Source organism: Sphingobacterium psychroaquaticum, assembly GCF_004421025.1.
GTDB lineage: Bacteria > Bacteroidota > Bacteroidia > Sphingobacteriales > Sphingobacteriaceae > Sphingobacterium > Sphingobacterium psychroaquaticum.
Genome location: NZ_CP038029.1, coordinates 4,155,149 through 4,174,823, shown reverse-complemented (window position 1 = coordinate 4,174,823; position 19,675 = coordinate 4,155,149). Strand labels below are relative to the sequence as shown.

Below are 19,675 nucleotides of genomic sequence, written 5' to 3'. Positions count from 1 at the left end.
CTTTTATTCCGCTATTTGGTATCGTTGTTTGTAGTTGTTGTACACCGTGTTAACGGCAGCATACATTTCCTTTTGATCTGTCCCTTGCAGGATCGCGTCATAAACCTCCAAGGTTGCTAATGCTATCTGTATCGTGCGATAATCCAGTGTTGCTGGTTTATCTCGCGCCAATGTTTCCACATGTTCAACTTGTTCCTGAATAAATTCAATATTACGCTTTGTCAATTTGTTGGCCAGCGCTATTTCTTTTGTTTTGTATAACGTATCAACGATATCACTATAGTAGTAAGCTTCGCGTATACTATATGGTTTTTTTGATAAAACCTCCATCGATTTGAGGGCGACTTCGCGTGCCTTATCCAGCTGGCCGGCATGTTTTAGGGACGCGGAGGCGCGTGTATAGACATCTGGATATACAAAACCTTCCATAAATCGGCGTGCGTCTACGTCGATATGATCCAGCGTGTTAAACTTACCCCAACGGAAATTATGTATGGCATTTTCGTATAATTTCTGAGTGTTTACCAAGATCTGTTGCGACTCTCCTTGGGGACGGGCGATGGGCAAGAGTTTCTTAACTAAACCTTCCTGGACTACGTACTTCTCTAGGCCTGCCAGATTTTCCGTTGGCAGGTAGTTGGTGAAATATATCGGCCGCTTCCAGTTGTTTTGCAGGATAATAGCCATTAAACTTAGCTCCGAACGCGTGATGTAATTCTGTGGATAATCCCATTGCATTTTATCTACAATAAGGTTTTGCCATTCGGTCGGCACTGTATGATGTGCAAGGACAGCTTTTTTGTCAACCGGCATTTCAATCTTTTTCGCCGGTAAATAGTTTAATGGAGCTCCTTGTTGTGTTTGCACCTGATTCTTTGGGTTATCGGACGTTAAGAATGCCAGTAAGGTGTCTAAGTCGACATGGTTAGTGATCCCTTGGTCAATATAAGGGAGATAATCACGTACCCCTTCTCTTAATTTGTTAGTCTCGAAGCCCAGCTTTACAGGTTCTGCATCGTTTACCTTATTATCAAGTTGACGTACATACCAGTGCGATTGCAGATAGCTGAGGTTTACAATGCGTACATCTTTTCGTACCCCTTCCACCTCTTGGATATACCACAACGGGAAAGTGTCGTTATCAGCGTATGTAAACAAAATGGCGTTCGGTTCACATGATACCAGGTAATTGTATGCTACATCACGAGCTAAAGAACGCCCCGTTCTATCATGGTCTTTCCAGTTTTCACTAATCAGCAATACTGGAGCCGCCAGAAAACAGAGTACTCCAGCAGATATCGTCGCCGTTCGTAGAGACATTTTTCGTTGAAGAAATTCCGTTAAACCTACCGCGCCAAGTCCGATCCAAATGGAAAAGGCATAGAAGGAGCCGGCGTAAGCGTAATCGCGTTCACGAGGCTGCATCGGCGTTTGATTGAGGTAAATAACGATAGCGAGACCTGTGAAAAAGAAGAGGAGTGCAACAATGCCTGCGAATCGACGGTCTTTGCGGATATGCCATAATAGACCTAAAATACCTACGAATAGGGGGAGCGCGAAATATACATTGCGGCTTGGGTCTGCTGTAATCGTTTCCGAAGGAGATTCACTAGGTGTACCGATCGCATTGTCGAGCGGTTTTATGCCGCTTATCCAATTTCCATCTTTTGTGTTTCCATAATTTTGTTCATCGTTCTGCCGCCCAACAAAATTCCACAAGAAATAACGCGTATACATATTATTTACTTGATAGTTCAAGAAGAACTTTACATTATCGGAAAAGGAGGGCGACTGCCCTTCGGGTATCCCTAAATAGCTGCGGTAGTAATCGCTGTGTTTATCACTATACAGCCGAGGGAAAAACATTTCTTTGGTATAGCGATACGTAGGTCTTCCTTCCTTCTTTTCATATGTGTTCGTTCCTTTCTTATAGGTTTCTGAATAGGTCGCATCAGCGACTTGGGCATCAAAAGTTTGCCCTTTAAACAGGGGTTCTGTTTGGTATTGTTCACGAGAGATATATCCTAAAAAAGAAAAGACATTATCGGGGGCATTATTATTTAAGGACGGATCGGCTGCTGCACGTATGATCAGCATACTGTAGGACGTATATCCGAATAGTACAAAGCTGAATGCTAAGAGCGCCGTATTTAGAATCTGTTTTTGTTTACGAACACTATAAATCAGGGCCCACACAATTGATCCAACAAGTAAGAACGCAAAAAATAAAACACCCGAACCAAATCCCATGCCCAGTTTGTTTACAAAGAAAACATCGAAACCTGCTGCTATTCGAACGGTGTATTGTATTACTCCCCAAAGAATGAACGCTAAAATTATGACGCCTATTCCTAGCGCTTTAGTGATTCCTTTTGCCGTAATACTCTCTTTTTGTTTAAAGTAAACGATAAGCGCAATAGCAGGGATAGTAAGCAGGTTGAGTAGGTGGACGGCAATAGATAGCCCCATGATGTAGGCAATTAAGATCAACCATTTGCTGGCGTCCTTTTCATGCGCACGCCGCTCCCACTTTAAGGCTAACCAAAATACGGCAGCGGTACATAGGGAGGACATAGCATACACTTCGGATTCGACTGCGGAATACCAGAAGCTATCGGTAAAGCTATACGCTAAAGCACCAATTGTGCCCGCTAGCATCACCAATGTCGTTTGTCCGTTTGTTAGTGATGCCTGTTCTTTGAGGTATACTTTACGGGTTAGTGCGGTAATGGTCCAAAATAGAAAGAGGATAGTTAGTCCACTACAGATCGCGGAACCAATATTCATCGCATAAGCAATCTTAGTCGGGTCACCAAGTGCTAGGTTTGAAAATACATTTTGGATCATTAGAAAAAGCGGCGCACCTGGTTGATGAACAACTTGTAGCCTGTAGGCTGACGCAATAAATTCACCGGTATCCCACCAACTGGTATAACGGTCAGCGGTAAGGATGTACGTAAGTGTCGCTAAGATGGCACATAGCCACCCCGTAATGTTGTTGATCTTATTGTAATTCATACTAAAAATAATAATTGCGTTATGCCTTAATAGGATTGCCCATTTCTTGTTTTTGGACTATAGTGACAACCATCATATTAAATTAACTAAAAGAGAATAACCCAACAGGTTGATTAACATTATTTAACGTTTTTATCCCGTTTAGGGGAAAGTTTAAGGTTGTTTTATACGGTTTAAAATGTCTTTAGACTTATTTTTATTACTGATGACAATCATATTTTTTCGTGGTGTTTGCGGTTACTTTTGAGTAGTAAATAAAAATCAAACACTATGAAAAAATTACTATTATCAATTATTGCTTTGGCTTTCATTGGGGGAACGGCAGTACATGCGCAAGGATTTAAAGGCAAGTGGTTTATTATGGGTGAGGCTGGTTACGGAACGCAGTCGGATGGAAATGTAAAAAATTACAGTGTGCTTCCTGTAGTGGGAACGTTTGTCGCACCGACTACGGTTGTGGGTTTAGGTGTAGGATACTTAGGGTCAGAAGATAAAACAGGAGTTTTGGCAGATGTGGTAAAATCGAATGCTTTTATTGCGCAACCATTGGTGCGTAAGTACTGGGGTGTTGCCGACAACTTCTTTATTTTTGGTCAGGCTGCAGTGCCGGTTACATTTGGTAAGGGTACCACGGAAGATAGTGGAACAAAAGTAGAGCAGAAATTTACGGGATACGGTATTCAATTGTCTCCAGGTATTGATTATTTCTTGAGCAGTAAATTCTCTATTGAGGCTTCCTTTGGTTTAGCAGGGTGGACAGCCGTAAAACCAAAAGACGGTGAAACTTCAAACGACTTCAATATTGGAATCAACTCTGGCTTCCAGAATGGTTTGAAGTTTGGTCTTAAATACATTTTCTAGATTTTTAATCCTATTTAGTGCGTAAAAGCCAGCTCTCTGACAAAGAGGCTGGCTTTTGTTTATTATTCGATAATCGATAACAGTCGATCTCGTAGGATAAGACTTGCTCCGACCGCTGCATTTTTTTCGCTGTAAGGCGCCATCATAATTTTGGTATCCTTGTTGACAATGGATAACGAATACTTATTGACAGCATTTTTAAGCGGCAGTGATAAATACTCTTCTGAATTAGCGAGTACGCCACCTATAATAATAAGCTCTGGGTTGAAGATGTTGATTAGAGAGGCGATTCCGCGACCTAGTTTTTCACCAATATCGTTAATCGCTTCAATAGCCAGGTTGTCATCCTTTTTTGCTGCTTGGATAATATCATTAAGTCGGATATCCTGTATGTTCTTGAATTTTTTGGTTAAGATACTGGTTCCGCCATTGTTTATCTCTTCAATAACTTTGTTGCGAAGTGCATAACCCGATGCCTCGGTTTCCAGACATCCTTTTTTACCACATTTACATATTTTTTCGTTATCAAAAATAGGAATATGGCCAAATTCACCGGAGAATCCCGATTTTCCATAATAAAGCTGTCCATTGATCATAATCCCGAGCCCGATACCGTTATCTACATTGACAAACAAAGTGTCCTTTTCCGTGGTAACCACACCATTGGAAAATTCGGCATATGCCAATGCCTTCGTGTCGTTTTCTAAGAAAGTCGGAATTCCTAACTCCTGCTCGAAGTAATTCGATAAGGGATCTTCATAGAAGTTAAAGTAACTGTATGAATAACCCGTCCGATAGTTAATACGGCCGGACAGGTTGATGCCTACACCCAGTATCTTCTCTGGTTTTATCGTTAACTTATTTATAAACTCTTTGATCTCTTTGCAAATACTTTGAAGCGATTGTTCATTATTCTCTAAGCGGAACGGGATTTCTTCTTTATAGCCGATCAACTCTTTTTTGATATTGATCATGGCGATACTGATTTGGTCAGAGCCAACTTGTACGCCAATAAAAAAGGCGGCATTGCTTTCCAGCCCATAGGTACTCGCTTTCCGACCGATCCCGGAACTCGATTTACCATAATCTTTAACGAGCTTTTCAGCAATAAGCTCATTAATAGATTCATTGATCTTTGGTATACTTATGTTAAATTCTTTGCTTAATTCAGCAATGGTTGCTTGCTCATGAAGGGCAAAATGAGCAAGGATCTTTTTCTTGAGAATAACATTTTTATACGCTACCCCAGCTAAAGAAGCTTTATGTAAATCTGATAGAAAATTCGAACTCATCTTTGTTTAATAATTCAATTTAACTTTGTTTGGGAATAAATATAATAAAAAAGTTACTTAAGCGGTCAAATGTGTAAGTAAATTGTTTTTGCAACCTTAATTATTAAATTATTTTAATAATAAATTGGTTGTTACATTTATTTTTAATAAAATTGGCTTTTAATTCTGTTTCACCTATGAGAAAGTAGACAGAAGGGGAATCGGGCAACATCTAGGCTACTTGTTGTTCGAATTAACAATTTTTCAAACCTAATAAATAATAGATATAGTGGCAGATAATAAAGCAAAAGCGCTACATCCAATGTACTGGATTCCGACTACGTGGTTTGCGATGGGTTTACCCTTTGTAGCCCTTTCGGGAGCAAGCTCCATCATGTATAAGAACATGGGGATTTCGGATACCCAAATTGCATTTTGGACCTCTTTAATTATGCTTCCGTGGACATTAAAGCCTCTTTGGGGACCCTTTTTAGAGCTTTATAAAACGAAGAAATTTTTCGTATATATTACGCAGATTTTTACGGGCATTCTTTTTGGTCTCCTTGGGTTGACCCTTCAACTGGATCATTTCTTTAGTTTTTCTATTGCGATTCTGACGATTATTGCGATTAGTGGAGCTACACATGATACAGCTGCTGATGGCGTTTATTTGAATGAGCTGTCTCCCAAACTACAAGCTAAATATGTCGGCTGGCAAGGTGCCTTTTATAATGTGGCTAAAGTATTCTCTGGTGGAGCATTGGTTTATCTGGCAGGACAATTGGAACAAGAGATCGGCATAACCAATGCCTGGATGGTCGTGATGTTTGCCTACGGAATTATTATGCTCCTACTTGGCATTTATAATATGCGTGTTTTGCCTTCGAGCCAAGGTGTTGCTAAGGCCGGGAGTGTTCGGGAAGGGTTTGCGACGTTAAAAGATGTGATTATCAGCTTCTTTCAGAAGAAAAACATTTGGTACAGTCTCTGTTTTATTGTTTTTTATCGTTTTGCGGAAGGGCAGGCAATTAAGATTATCCCCCTGTTCTTTAAGTCAACACGAGCAGAAGGCGGCTTGGAGCTGACGACATCACAGATTGGTTTATTGTACGGTGTGTTCGGTGCGATTGCTTTTGTATTAGGGTCTATTGTTGCCGGAAACTTTATTGCCAAGCGGGGGCTGGATCGTAAGACTCTTCTAGTTTTATGTGCCTTTTTTAACCTTCCATTTGCTGCTTATGCCTTTTTGGCGATTACCATGCCGACTGATTTGTACGTAATCGGAACGGCTGTTGTGGTGGAATATTTTGGCTATGGTTTTGGTTTTGTTGGATTGATTTTATTTATGATGCAGAATATTGCGCCAGGGAAGTATAAGATGGCGCATTATGCCTTCGGAAGTGGATTGATGAATCTAGGCTTTATGATTCCATCTATGATCAGTGGCTGGTTGAGCGATTTGCTTGGGTATAAGGAGTTCTTTATTTGGGTGTTAATCGCTACGATTCCAGCGTTCGTTGTTACCTGGTTGGTGCCGCTTCGGAAACCCGAGGAGATTGTGGGAGAAGAGGAAATTGCTGAGTAACTAACGTAAGTCGGTGTAAAAAAAGGCTGTATCTCATTTAGATACAGCCTTTTTTTATTTCAAAATATTATTTCTAATTGAGAATTAATATTTTGAAATAAAAAACTATCAACACATCTATTTTGAAAAAAAATTAAAATTAAATTGGATGTTTGACATTTTTTTTCTTATTTAGTCCTCATAAACACCTGATAACCCTTTTATTATGATAAGAAAAGTCCCCCATGTGCATGCATGTCTACACGGTTGTCGTGTATATTCTTGGCATGAAAAACATGTTCACCGATGTTTTAGCGGTAATAAATAATAGAAAAATTAAGAGAACATTATCTGTTTTTTCCTAGAAAGGGAGATTCAGATGAATATTTAACTACAAGATACCCGACTAACCAATGGGTAGTAAAAAAGCCAAATTATCGAAACAATTATTTACTAATTTTTTATAAACAATCATTTATGAAGTATTTAAACAGTATAGGTTCCTGTTGCTTACGGGCCTGTTTCTTACTTGTATTGTTGGTGCAAGGGTTTATGGTTCATGCGCAGGTATCCGTTAGTGGTACCGTTTTGGACGAACAGAATAGACCGTTGGCTGGCGTTACAGTAAAGGTTCGGAATGCGACGCAAACTGCATTGACGGATGCAAAAGGAACGTTCCAACTTCAAGCAGAGAAATATCCAGCGGTTTTGGATTTTACCTATGTAGGCTATGAGGCAGCTAATGTGAGTGTGTCCAGCAGTCAGGCTATAGTGCTGCGTATGCAAACGAAAGGTTCAGACATCGATGAGGTCGTTGTAGTTGCTTACGGGACGCAGAAAAAGCGTAATGTTATTGGGTCGGTAGCGCAGATCTCTGGGGAAGAGTTGAGTAAAGCGCCCGCAATGAACATCACCAATGCTTTGGCTGGGCGAGTTCCGGGATTAACAACTTTGCAACAGTCAGGACGTCCCGGAGCTGATGATGCAACTTTGCGGATTCGTGGTATGTCAACGTATGGAAACAGTGCTCCCTTGATTATTATCGATGGAGTTGAGCGTTCTTCCTTCAGTTATTTGGATCCTACCGAGATTGCATCGATGAGTTTCTTAAAAGATGCGATATCTACAGCGCCTTACGGGGTGCGTGGATCTAGTGGTATTATCATGATTACCACGAAGAAAGGTAAAAGTGGAGCGCCTAAATTTTCTTATAATGGGGCGTTTAGCATTGGGCAAAATACGCGCTTCCCAGAGTTTATGAATGGTCCGGATTATATGGAATGGTATAATAAAGCGACTGATGTTGATAACGATTACTTGATTAACAACGGATTTGATCCTGTTCCGCAATTATATGCACAAGAATGGATTGATGCTTTACGTAATGGAACGAATACAAATCCTTTATTTGGGGATACCGACTGGATTGGATTGTTGTTGGGTAAGAATAGTACTTCTCAAAACCATAGCTTAACGATGACTGGCGGGGGTGAACATGTAAACTATTTTACCTCGGTATCGCATATGCTCCAAGATGGGGTGGTCGAGAATACGAATTTCAAACGGTATAATGTTCGCTCCAATGTGGAGGCAAAAATCAATCAATATTTGACGGCAGGCATCAACATTGGTTTACGCCAAGAGTTGGGGAATACACCAGGTATATCGCCGGATAATACGGCTTATATGAACCCTTTTTACCAAGCGGTTCGTATGCTGCCGAATATGCCTATGTATGCCCCTAATGGATTGCCTGTGAGTTATAACTCCAATGCAGGATATGTAAATCCAATCGCTTCTGTCCAGCAGTCTGGTTATCAGAAAGGCATTCGGAATGTGTTGGAAGGTACGGCAAACATTAATTTTAAAGTACCGGGAGTAGAGGGGCTGGAGATGCGTTTAATCACTTCCTTCGATTGGGCAGGTAGAGAAACAAAGAACTGGTTGACTCCGTATGAGACGATGGGACGTGCGCGGGAACAAGTAACGGGCGACTTCGTTTACATGACTACTGTACCCGGAATTTCGAAAAACTCTTTACGTCAGAGTTATAGCACATCACAACGTAAAACATTCCAACCAGCGATTTCTTATAATAGAACATTTAATGAAGATCATACGGTGGGATTGTTGGCGGTATATGATTATTCCAGGTCTCAAGGAAATATTTTCTCTGCAGGAGCTAGTAATCTGCCCATAACAATTCTTCAGGAAATTGATTTGGGAAGTTCGGATGAGCAGGATCGTGTGGCACCTACAGGGAGTAGCAATACACCTGAATCTAAAGCGGGTTATATTTTCCGAGGTACGTATGGTTACAAGTCACGTTACTTGCTAGAAGTAGCCAATCGTTGGGATGCTTCAGTATGGTTCCCAAAAAATAACCGTTGGCAGATGTTTCCAGCTGTTGGTTTAGGTTGGGTTGCGAGTGATGAGTCTTTCTTCAAGGAAAATGTTCCATTTATTGACTTCTTTAAAGTAAAAGCATCGTACGGAAAAACGGGTAATGACAGAGGGGTTCAACCTTTTCTATACTTATCTACATTTTCAATGACATCATCACCTGTGACGGTTATCAATGGGCAACCAGCAAAGGCTCTCTTTACAGGGGCTCCGCCTAATAGCGGGCTAAGGTGGGAAACGACTTTTACACGTAATATTGGTTTCGAGTCTAATTTCCTAAATGGGATGTTTGGTTTTGATTTTGAATGGTATTATAAGCATACCAAGGGTATTCTTGGGTCTGTGGGATCGCTATTTCCTCCATCAATAGGCGGTTATTTTCCTGAAACGGCTAATATTGGTGAAGTGGATAACAGAGGATTTGATGCACAGCTACGCTTTAATAAAAGCTTTGGTGAATTCCAAATGCGCCTAACCGGAAATCTGAACTGGGCAAAAAATCAGTACTTGAAGTTGAATGAAGGAGATAATATTCCATCATGGCAGAGTCTGATTGGCAAACCAATTGGAACCAAAATTGGATTTATTGTAGATGGGATGGTTCAATCATGGGAGGAAGCACGCAACACACCTTCACCTTCAGCAGGAATTGTGGCACCAGGTTTCTTTAAATACCGTGATTTGAATGGAGATGGACGTATTACGCGAAGCGATGATATGACCTATATGGGACGTCCAAACTTCCCGGAACTGATGTATGGTTTAAATATTGACCTGGCCTACAAAGGGTTTGATTTCTCTGCACTATTGCAGGGGGCTGGTCGTGCAAGTGTGAATTTAGCGGGTACCTATGAGGGTTCTTCAGGCACATCTGGTGTAGATGATAACTCGCCATTTACGCGTACATTTTATGGCTACGGGAACTCGCCATACTTCCTGATGGAAAACTCTTGGAGCCCTACAAATACCGACGCCGAATTTCCACGTATGACCGCGTATAAAGCACAGCTTTCACCGCATAATGCACATAAAAATTCAGGATGGGTTCGTAAAGGTGACTATCTAAGATTAAAATCGGTTCAGATTGGTTATACCTTACCAAAGCACTGGATCGGCGGGGCTAAGTTGCAACAGGTGCGTTTGTATGCCACAGGATCCAACTTATTAACGTTTGATTATCTCAAGTATTTGGATCCGGAAATGCCAAATGTAAACAATGGTTTCTATCCGCAACAACGGATTTATTCATTTGGTCTTAATGTCACCTTCTAACACGTTTGAAACATGAAAAATATAAAACAAATAAGAGCTTTACTTGCTGGGACGATGTTGTTGTCAAGTGTGGGTTTTTTCCAGGCATGTAAAATAGACATTCCGATGGTCGATCGCTATGTGGAGGAGGATATATGGAATGATCCTACTTCGGCAGAATTTTATGTAAATGGCTTATATGCCGAGTTTAAGAATTTTCAATTCGGACTATTCCCGGGTTTGGGCTATGATAATGCGACAGATGCGATGTCTGACATTATGAAGTATACGTCGACTACGGCAGGGAATGGTACGGTAAATATTTTAGTGTCTAACGCAAACCAATTCAGTGCAGGGAGTGTGGGTTTAAACTACTGGACCACCGGTTATGCGCGTATTAGACGTATTAATGAGTTTATGGATGGTTTAGTTAAAAAATCTAAACTGAGCGATGAACAAAAAATTAAATATGAAGCGGAGGCACGTTTTGTAAGAGGGTACACGTATTTCTGGTTAATGCGTATCCATGGAAGTGTTATTCTACGAGAGAATCTCGAGCAATATGCGAATAAGGATCAGGCACGTGCTAGCGAAGACGAGTGTTGGAATTTTATAGCAAAGGACTTTGCTTTTGCTGCCGAAAATTTAGGAAAAACAAATCTGGCCGGTCGTGCCACCAAAGGGGCTGCATATGGAATGTTGGCACGTACCTGGATTTATGCCGCTTCCATTGCGGAGAATGATCGTAAACAGTTCAATTCAGATCCGTTGACGGGGATTTCACAGGAAAAGGCCGTTACCTACTATACGAATGCGATGAATGCTGCAAATCAGGTGGTTTCTTTGGCCAATGAGGGTTTGTATGATTTGGATGCTGATTTTGCGTCGATCTTTACCAACAAGAATACCAAAGAGGCGATATTTCGCGTCGATTTTGTTGCACCGCAGATGACGCACCAATATGATTTGGGGTTTGCGCCTCCTGCTGATGCACCAGGGAATACTCTTGTTTATGGAGTGCCGACTGCGGAGCTTGTGAATGAGTTTGAGATGGCCGATGGAACAAAGTTCTCGTGGACTAATCCAGTACATAGTGCCAATCCATATGCAAATAGAGAACCACGTTTTTATGCTACCGTATTGCATCATGGTGCTACCTGGAAAGGACGTACGTTAAATCTCGCCGAGTCTAATTCGGAGGGTTTTATGCAATATGCTTCTATGGGAGATCCGAAAAGGACTGTTACGGGGTATTACGCTAAAAAGATGTTGGATCCCAAAAACACGAACTTTGTGGTTAACAAAAGCACCCAAAGTTGGATCGAACTGCGCTATGCCGAAGTGTTGTTGATCTTGGCAGAAGCACAGGCGGGCACCAATCAGCTTACAGAAGCTGTGGGGACGATCAATAAACTACGAAGCAAACGGGGCTTACCGGAAGTATTTTCGAACACTAAAGGAGGCGTTATGGCTTTAGTTGAACATGAGCGTAAAGTGGAGTTGGCTTTTGAAGGGCATCGGTTTTGGGACCTTAGAAGATGGCGTAAAGCGCACTTGGTGTTGAACGGCGTTCGTTTTACAGGACATAAATTTACAGGCAGTAGTTATCAGGTAGTTTCGGCCGATAATATCGATCGGAGTTTTACTGGTGCATTATACTATTTGCCGATTCCAGAAGCAGAGGTACAACGTAATAATGCTTTAGAACAAATCAAGGGATGGTAAATAAATTTAAAAGGCTAGAAATGAAAAATATATATAAAAATCCAGTGGCCTGTTTCATGGCCCTGGGTGTACTTTTGATTGCCTCCTGTCAAAAGGTGGAATACCGGGCACGTTATGAAGGAAACACAATTAGTGACGTGTATGCAACCTATGAGGGTAGAGGTAGAGATCGGGTTTTTGAAGGCCGTATCAGTAATGATACTGTTTATTTGGATATCGATTACTATTACCCGATTGATAGCGATAATGAGATGGATATTTCCAAAGTGTTGATTCGCGCAACCGTGCCATCGGACGCGATGGTGTCACCGTCATTAAGTGATTTTTGGGATTTGAGAACGCCCAAACCACTAACGGTTACTTCGGGGTCAGGTGTAGTAAAAAATTATGTTGTTGTCGCTAATAAGGCTGGAAACACGGTTGTTTCAAATGCTGTTTTGAATTATACCGACGAAGGGGGGAATGCGCAGGAGGTTCAGGCGATCATCATTGGGGATCGCATTAACTTCTCCGTGGTACCGGGGACGATCTTAAACAATGCTAAATTGTCTTATACCATCAACAAGCATTCCAGTGGTTCTATTGCGAATGGCGGGGCTGTTGACCTAAGTAGTCCAAAACCTTTTGTGGTATCGTCCGTAGGCAATGCGCAACGTAAGTATACCCTTCAATTGGTACAAGCGGTGAAGCTGGCTAAAGGTATTCGTCCGGGAAGTGCCAAAGTGCTTTTTGCAAAACGCTTGAAAGGTGATCTTGGTATTATGGTGGATGATGTTACGGGAGGTATCGCCGCTACAGGTAAATATGTGGTGTTGAATACACGTAACCAAAATAGTGTCTATATCAATGCGTTGACAGGTGAGAAAGTTGGTGAAATCGACTTAGGAGCCATTAAAGGAAACCTGAAGAATTTCTACACGACGGCGGATGATGGTGGAAATATATTCGTATGTAACCTCGCACCAAATGATGGGGCTGTTTTCAATATCTGGAAATTATCTTCAGTTACAGGTACGCCGCAACCATTTATTCAATGGAATACAGGAGGAAGAGGATTCGGTCGTAAGTTCTCCGTCATCGGTGATGTGAATAAAGATGCTATTATTACGGCTCCAGTGGTGGGTGTTTTATCAAGTAGTTTTGCGCGTTGGAGAGTGGTGAATGGCGCTTTGGTCTCCCAAACACCGGAGATGGTTACGATGACAGATTATTCATGGAGTAACAATAATATTGATATGATCCATACGTCGCCAACAAATGTTGCGAGTGATTATTTTGCTGCTGGCTACTCTAATAACAGATTGGTGAAGGTTAGCGGATCCACCAATGCAATTATGAGTTCATTGGCACAATTACCGACTAACTTTATTGCGAATGCGGTGGATTATATTGAATTCAACAATGCAAAATTTGTTGCATATAACCATGTGAACAGCTTCTCATGGGGATCGGCAGATCAAGTCTTCCTTATTGATACAGAAGGAGGTTTCTCCGGTGATCCTTCAGCGAACACTACACCAGGTTTAGTTTGGGCGCCGGAAAAAGGTAAGTACGGTCCAAGCGGTGCAGGCGGTAATGTCAATGGCAATGCAACAGGTGATGTTGCGATGACACTATCAGAGAACGGTTATTATATGTACCTGTATTTTATGTTTACCAATGGTTATGTCGTTGGTGTCCAGTTTGACTGTGTGGACATAAAATAAAAGGTGTATTAAAAGGTAAAACAAGGTGGCACGACTATGTCGTGCTGCCTTTAACATCAAGATATTATGAATTATAAAATGATTATTTGGGCGTTGGTCTTTGTGTTGTTTTCTTCATGTAAGAAAGATAGTAAAGCTCCCGAACCTACTGATCCTGGAACGGAAACGCCGGAACCTGGCACACAGAAAAGAGAGGTCCTCGTTTGGGTGGATGCTAATTCCAATGTCTTTGGTACATATGGCCGTTTTAGTGATAAAAAAGAAATATCGGCTGTTTTAGATACCTTGAAGGACGCTGGCGTAACAGCGCTAGTTGTGGATGTGAAAGGAAGTTCAGGATACACCATGTATCCGAGTAACTATACGCGGGAGATGACGACGCGGGACGGAAAAACAAGGTTATCAGATTATGTGCCGTTTGTAATCTCCGAAGCGAAAAAAAGAGGGTTAAAGGTGTATCTTTCTATGGTTACTTTTGTGGATGGTGATCGTCGCGGGTTTGGGTATGTATACGATAATCCAGAGTACAGGAGTAAATACGAATCTATTGTTGTTAAAAATACGACAGGAACATTGGGTCCTATTTCAGAAACAGGAAAAAATGTTTTTGTTAACCCGGCAGCCGCCGAGGTGCAAGAGAAGGCGCTGAATATTATTAAAGAGATTGTTGGGAAATTTGACCTGGATGGAATGATCCTTGACTATGGTAGATATACAGATATATCGGCAGATTTTTCGCCCCTGAGTAAACAGCAGTTTATTACTTTTCTAGAGACGAAGTATAACGATGCACAAGCGAAGAACATGCGTTTTCCAGAGGATATCGTTGCTACATGGAGAGAGAGTTCCGGGCAGATTCTACCAGCCACAACAGGTAAATACTATAAGCAATGGCTAATTTATCGCGCACAAGTAATTAAGGATTTTATGGGTAAAGCACGAGCTGCAACCAAGAGTGTTAAACCAAATGTAGAATTTGGCGTTTATGTGGGAGCGTGGTATACGACGTATTATCAAGTGGGGGTAAACTGGGCGAGTAAAGAATACGATCCTTTCCAGGATTTCGAGGTTCGTTTTGATTGGGCATCACCAGGTTACGGTGCGACAGGTTATGCAGAAGAGTTAGATATCTTGATGACAGGTAACTATTTTACCCAAATCAAATTAGCTGATAATCCGGTTACCGCGGGATTGAAGTATCATTGGTGGAGTATTGAAGGTTCTCTAAATGGCATTTCTCACATTACAAAAAATAAAGTTCCAGTGTATGGTAGTATTGATGTTGGAAATGTAAGCTATGCTAATAAGGGTGAAATAACAAAAGCGATCAAGTACATCCTTTCCCGAACATCAGGGGGAATTATGCTATTCGATGTGGTTCACATGTATGCGCCGCAGTACAATCAATTGAAACAACCGCTTTTTGATGCGGTTAAGGCTGGTATTAAAAACTAAACTTAAATGGTACGTTTACTTTCTTTATGTTTTATTAGTGTTTTTCTGTCCTGTACATCTTCAAAAGATACTGCGGGTGGGAACGATTATTTTGTAGAGCGCAATATCCTTTGGTTTGATGCAACGGCTAATTTCGATCGTTTTTGTAATAAGGATTCGATTACATACTATCTTCAAAAATCCAAAGAGGTCGGGATTACAGATGTGGTTGTCGATGTTAAACCGATTACAGGAGAAGTACTTTATCCGAGCGCTATTGCTCCAGTGATGAAAAGCTGGGGGGAGGGAAAGATGGTTAAAGACACCACCTGGGATATGTTGAGCTACTTTCTTACCGAAGGGCATAAGCTTGGACTTAAGGTTCATGCATCAACCAATGTTTTTGTAGCAGGGCATAATTTCTTTGATCGCGGGGTTGTATACAGTGACTCGACAAAAGCAGCCTGGCAGACGATTTCCTATTTACCCGAAGGGTTTAAGCCAATTACCGAGCAGAAAAGTAAGTATTCGGCAATGATTAACCCTGCACTAAAAGAGGTTCGAGATTATGAGTTATCTATTCTAAAAGAACTTGTAACAATGTATCCGACGTTAGATGGGATTATCTTGGATAGGGTTCGTTTTGATAATTTGAATGCGGATTTCTCTTCGGAAAGTCGAGCGCTTTTTGAAACACATATGGGACAGAAGGTTGAAAATTTTCCGGCGGATATTTTCTCTTTTGAAAACAAAGAAAGAAAGGAAGGAAAGCTGTTTAAACCGTGGTTAGAATGGCGCGCCAAGATAATCCATGATTTTATTTATGAAACAAGAGATGCGCTTAAAAAAATAAATCCTAAGCTTATCTTTGGCGATTATACGGGTTCTTGGTATCCTTTGTATTTTGATGTCGGCGTGAATTTTGCAAGTAAATCCTATGATCCAAGTACTGAATTTGAGTGGGCAACGCCGAACTACAAAAACTACGGTTATGCCGAAGCTTTGGATTTGTTCACCACCGGTAATTACTATTTTGAGGTGGAGAAAACGGAATTGCTAACGCAAAAAGATACAACGAAAAAAACGTTGGAGTCCGGGTTGGTGGTGAAGAAAGAGGATTGGTATACCGTCGAAGGATCTGCGGAGCTTGTCAATAAAGTTACTATGGGGAAAACGCCTGTATATGCTGGGTTGTATGTCGAGCAATATAAAGATAACCCTGAGCAGTTTATTAAAGCATTGCAAATGTGTCGTGCCAAATCGAAAGGAGCGATGGTTTTTGATATTGTTCACATTATAAATTATGGCTGGTGGAATCACCTAGCCACGGGACTAAAAAAATAAAACACACGTTAAATATGTTAAAAGCGGAACCACCTGGTTTCGCTTTTTTATTTCTTATCTCCCCACATACGGAAAGAAGTTAATTAATAAATTAACCTAACCATAACTCTATTTTTAAAAAAAATTAAAATTAAATTGGTTGTTTGGTATTTTTTTTCTTATTTAGCGTCAGTGTAAACCATAATTGCCTCTATCATGATACGTAAACTTTCTAAAGTATTCTTTCTTCTCGGCTTGGTCGCCCTAGTCGGCTGTCAGAAAAAGAATGAAGTTGGCCTTTACTCCATCTATCAACTTGATAAATATAAACAGGAAAAACCGCTGATAAAATTGCCTGCTGAATGGGAAAAGCAGGCCGGTTTGATGACGGCATTTCCAAAAGGAATCGAAGTCTATCGCAGTACGAAGAACATCAATAGCAAAGGTACAAATCTCTTCCTCGTCGTTTTTAATCCACGATTGGGGATCGATCTTAAGCCTGTATTATCAACAAGTGCTAAGACGCCATCGACTTTCTTTTCGGAGGAAACCGGCGATGTATACGCCGCCATTAACGCTGGATTTTTTACTTCGACAACGAGCTTAAGTCATGTGCAGTTTAATAATACAGTTAGTTCGGTCAATGTGCGTAGTTTAACCCGGGCCTTGAGTGGGGTCAATACCACATACTATCCTACGCGTGCCGCATTCGGTTTAAGTAAAGATTTTAAGCCACAAGTCTCATGGGTATATAGTGTTGGTACCGGCAATGGTGTGTTATACAGTTATCCTACGCCAAGTCCAAATGAAGAAGGAAAACCTGCTCAAGCGGTGCCGAGTGCTACATTTCCACAAGGAGGTGCCATATGGGATGTGGCTACTGTAATTGGTGGTTCACCCATGTTAGTAAAGGATTCTGTCGTAAATATCAGCGCGACAAATGAAATGATAGCGGTGGATAATACCTCATCGAGAGCACGTTCTGCTATTGGCTATTTAGCGAATGGAAATATTGTTTTGCTCGCGGCGGAAGGAGGAAATGCTCCAACAGCACCAGGTTTAACCCTGAAGGAAGTGGCTGACATTATGTTGGAAGCTGGCTGTAAAGGGGCTATCAATCTCGACGGCGGAGGCTCCTCGGCCATGACCGTAAATGGAGCGCAAACCATTAAACCATCAGATACGGCGGGTGAGCGTCGTGTAATAAGCGCATTGATCGTAAAGAAAAGATAAAACATGAAATATATTTTAGGCTTATTAGTACTATTTTCTAGTTTCCATGCTGCGACAGCACAACTAAAGACAGATGTCGTTATTGTTGGTGGAGGTGCTAGTGGAACAACGGCGGCGATCCAGGTCGCAAGATTAGGGGTAAAGACAGTTGTTTTAGAAGAAACCTCCTGGCTCGGTGGTATGTTGACCGCGGCTGGAGTTTCTGCTATCGATGGCAACCACAGGTTGCCGGCAGGTTTGTGGGGAGAATTTCGTGCACATCTTTACAAACATTACGGTGGAGCCAAAGCGGTGGAAACAGGTTGGGTAAGTAACACGCTCTTTGAGCCCGCGGTCGGCAACAGGATCTTAAAGGAGATGGTTGCTGCCGAAAGTAATATTCAGGTTATTTATGAGACGGCTTGGCAGAAAGTCCAAAAAACAGCGGATGGCTGGTTGGTGGAAACAAAGAATAAGAATGGAAAATCTACGACCGTAGCAGCCAAAGTTCTTATTGATGCGACAGAGCTTGGTGATGTTATGGCTTATCTTCAGGTTCCCTATTATTTAGGAATGGACAGTAAGTCATTGACCAATGAGCCTTTTGCATTGGCGCAGGGTAATGATATTGTGCAGGATTTGACTTATGTCGTAACATTGAAAGATTTTGGTAAAGGAGCGGATAAGACTATTGCGAAGCCAGCTAATTATAATAAAGATGAGTTTGCCGGCTCTTGTGATGTTGCCGACCCGGCAACCTTTGATAAAGACAACAACGATTGCTTCAGGATGCTGACTTATGGACGTCTTCCGAACAATAAGTTTATGATCAACTGGCCAAAAAAGGGGAATGATATTTATTTAAATATTGTCGAGAAAAGTAGGGAAGAGCGTCAAAAAATGCTGGTTGATGCCAAGCAAATGACACTTCGTTTTGTCTATTACATTCAGAATGAGTTAGGTTTCAAAAACCTCGGTATAGATTATGATGAGTACCCGACAAAAGATGGTTTTCCGATGATCCCATATCACCGTGAATCGCGTCGGTTAAAAGCGAAATCATTATTTGCTTTGCAACATGTGATGACGCCTTATGACACACCGGAAGCTTACTACCGGACAGGGGTTGTTGTGGGCGATTATACCATTGATCATCACCACTACAAGTATGGAAATGCACCTGAAATCGATTTTGTGAAGATTCGTGTACCATCGTACAATGTGCCAATGGGTTCATTGATTCCTGCTGACTTTGAAGGATTAATCGTTTCGGAAAAGAGTATTGGGGTAACCAATATTGTAAATGGTGCAACGCGACTTCAGCCCGTGGTGCTGGGTATTGGTCAGGCGGTAGGGACTATTGCCGGAATCGCGGTGAAAAAAGGAAAACTACCTTCACAAGTTTCTATTCGTGAAGTGCAAGAGAGTTTGCTAGATAACAAAGCATTGATTATGCCTTTTATTGATGTGCTTCCCGGAGATTCACACTTTAAGGCGATGCAAAAAATAGGTGCTACAGGTATTCTGAGGGGCACTGGTATTCCCTATAGATGGGCTAATCAAACATGGTTTTATCCTGAACGCGAAGTGAGTCAATATGAACTGATGCAGGGACTTCGTACCTACTATCCGGTATTGAATACCAATTGGAATGCCTCTGGCGAAGCATTGACTGTAAAAGGGCTTCAAGATATTTTGAAAGCGATTCAAAAGGAAGTTTCTCTCGCAGAAATCCGTACCATATTGACAAAGGCTGGTTTCAAACCTACGATAGAGGAGCAGACAGTGATCAATCGAAGATGGACCTCGGTTCTTCTGGATCAGCTTGTTAAACCATTTGAAAGAGAAGTTGATTATGACGGTTCGTTAAAAACGAATTAATACGATACAATTATTACACACCTAAA

The 19,675-nt window shown here is 41.4% G+C and carries 11 protein-coding genes; 9 read left to right on the top strand and 2 right to left on the bottom strand.

Features of this window, described 5'->3' with window-relative positions; translation table 11 throughout:
* Positions 1–3: 3 nt before the first annotated feature.
* Complete coding sequence (locus E2P86_RS17180; RefSeq protein ID WP_134433848.1) at positions 4–3,018, bottom strand: glycosyltransferase family 117 protein; 3,015 nt, start codon at positions 3,016–3,018, stop codon at positions 4–6.
* Between the two features lie 270 nt (positions 3,019–3,288).
* Between E2P86_RS17180 and E2P86_RS17175 the strand changes: the two genes are divergently transcribed.
* Positions 3,289–3,879: a porin family protein gene (locus E2P86_RS17175; protein WP_134433847.1), complete on the top strand. Its 591-nt coding sequence runs from the start codon at positions 3,289–3,291 to the stop codon at positions 3,877–3,879.
* A 62-nt stretch (positions 3,880–3,941) separates the two neighbouring features.
* Here the strand turns inward: E2P86_RS17175 and E2P86_RS17170 are convergent, their stop codons facing one another.
* The gene (locus tag E2P86_RS17170) at positions 3,942–5,171 is read right to left on the bottom strand and encodes an ROK family transcriptional regulator (RefSeq protein ID WP_085473623.1); all 1,230 of its coding nucleotides are present in this window, start codon (positions 5,169–5,171) and stop codon (positions 3,942–3,944) included.
* A gap of 268 nt (positions 5,172–5,439) precedes the next feature.
* On the opposite strand from E2P86_RS17170, the gene E2P86_RS17165 reads away from it, so the two are divergent.
* From E2P86_RS17165 to E2P86_RS18250, 8 genes are all read left to right on the top strand, one after another.
* Positions 5,440–6,735 carry an MFS transporter gene (locus E2P86_RS17165; RefSeq protein WP_234991250.1) on the top strand — a complete coding sequence of 432 codons (1,296 nt, stop codon included), beginning with the start codon at positions 5,440–5,442 and terminating at the stop codon, positions 6,733–6,735.
* Between the two features lie 456 nt (positions 6,736–7,191).
* On the top strand, positions 7,192–10,389 hold the full coding sequence (locus E2P86_RS17160) for a SusC/RagA family TonB-linked outer membrane protein (protein WP_134433846.1): 3,198 nt from the start codon (positions 7,192–7,194) through the stop codon (positions 10,387–10,389).
* A 12-nt stretch (positions 10,390–10,401) separates the two neighbouring features.
* On the top strand, positions 10,402–12,093 hold the full coding sequence (locus E2P86_RS17155) for a RagB/SusD family nutrient uptake outer membrane protein (protein ID WP_085473625.1): 1,692 nt from the start codon (positions 10,402–10,404) through the stop codon (positions 12,091–12,093).
* 20 nt (positions 12,094–12,113) lie between these two features.
* Positions 12,114–13,799, top strand: coding sequence for a DUF5018 domain-containing protein (locus tag E2P86_RS17150; protein WP_159451852.1), 1,686 nt, complete (start codon positions 12,114–12,116; stop codon positions 13,797–13,799).
* Between the two features lie 66 nt (positions 13,800–13,865).
* The gene (locus E2P86_RS17145) at positions 13,866–15,254 is read left to right on the top strand and encodes an alpha amylase family protein (protein WP_134433845.1); all 1,389 of its coding nucleotides are present in this window, start codon (positions 13,866–13,868) and stop codon (positions 15,252–15,254) included.
* A 6-nt stretch (positions 15,255–15,260) separates the two neighbouring features.
* Positions 15,261–16,577, top strand: coding sequence for an alpha amylase family protein (locus E2P86_RS17140; protein WP_085473628.1), 1,317 nt, complete (start codon positions 15,261–15,263; stop codon positions 16,575–16,577).
* 195 nt (positions 16,578–16,772) lie between these two features.
* On the top strand, positions 16,773–17,789 hold the full coding sequence (locus E2P86_RS18255; protein ID WP_206367981.1) for a phosphodiester glycosidase family protein: 1,017 nt from the start codon (positions 16,773–16,775) through the stop codon (positions 17,787–17,789).
* Between the two features lie 3 nt (positions 17,790–17,792).
* Positions 17,793–19,649 (top strand): FAD-dependent oxidoreductase, encoded by a 1,857-nt coding sequence (locus E2P86_RS18250; RefSeq protein WP_206367980.1) that lies wholly within the window; start codon positions 17,793–17,795, stop codon positions 19,647–19,649.
* The last annotated feature ends 26 nt before the right edge of the window (positions 19,650–19,675 follow it).

What these genes read in the sequence shown, in the direction of transcription:
- E2P86_RS17180 (WP_134433848.1), bottom strand. Translation starts at nt 3,018, where the DNA reads ATGAATTACAATAAGATCAACAACATTACGGGGTGGCTATGTGCCATC.
- E2P86_RS17175 (WP_134433847.1), top strand. Translation starts at nt 3,289, where the DNA reads ATGAAAAAATTACTATTATCAATTATTGCTTTGGCTTTCATTGGGGGA.
- E2P86_RS17170 (WP_085473623.1), bottom strand. Translation starts at nt 5,171, where the DNA reads ATGAGTTCGAATTTTCTATCAGATTTACATAAAGCTTCTTTAGCTGGG.
- E2P86_RS17160 (WP_134433846.1), top strand. Translation starts at nt 7,192, where the DNA reads ATGAAGTATTTAAACAGTATAGGTTCCTGTTGCTTACGGGCCTGTTTC.
- E2P86_RS17155 (WP_085473625.1), top strand. Translation starts at nt 10,402, where the DNA reads ATGAAAAATATAAAACAAATAAGAGCTTTACTTGCTGGGACGATGTTG.
- E2P86_RS17150 (WP_159451852.1), top strand. Translation starts at nt 12,114, where the DNA reads ATGAAAAATATATATAAAAATCCAGTGGCCTGTTTCATGGCCCTGGGT.
- E2P86_RS17145 (WP_134433845.1), top strand. Translation starts at nt 13,866, where the DNA reads ATGAATTATAAAATGATTATTTGGGCGTTGGTCTTTGTGTTGTTTTCT.
- E2P86_RS17140 (WP_085473628.1), top strand. Translation starts at nt 15,261, where the DNA reads ATGGTACGTTTACTTTCTTTATGTTTTATTAGTGTTTTTCTGTCCTGT.
- E2P86_RS18255 (WP_206367981.1), top strand. Translation starts at nt 16,773, where the DNA reads ATGATACGTAAACTTTCTAAAGTATTCTTTCTTCTCGGCTTGGTCGCC.
- E2P86_RS18250 (WP_206367980.1), top strand. Translation starts at nt 17,793, where the DNA reads ATGAAATATATTTTAGGCTTATTAGTACTATTTTCTAGTTTCCATGCT.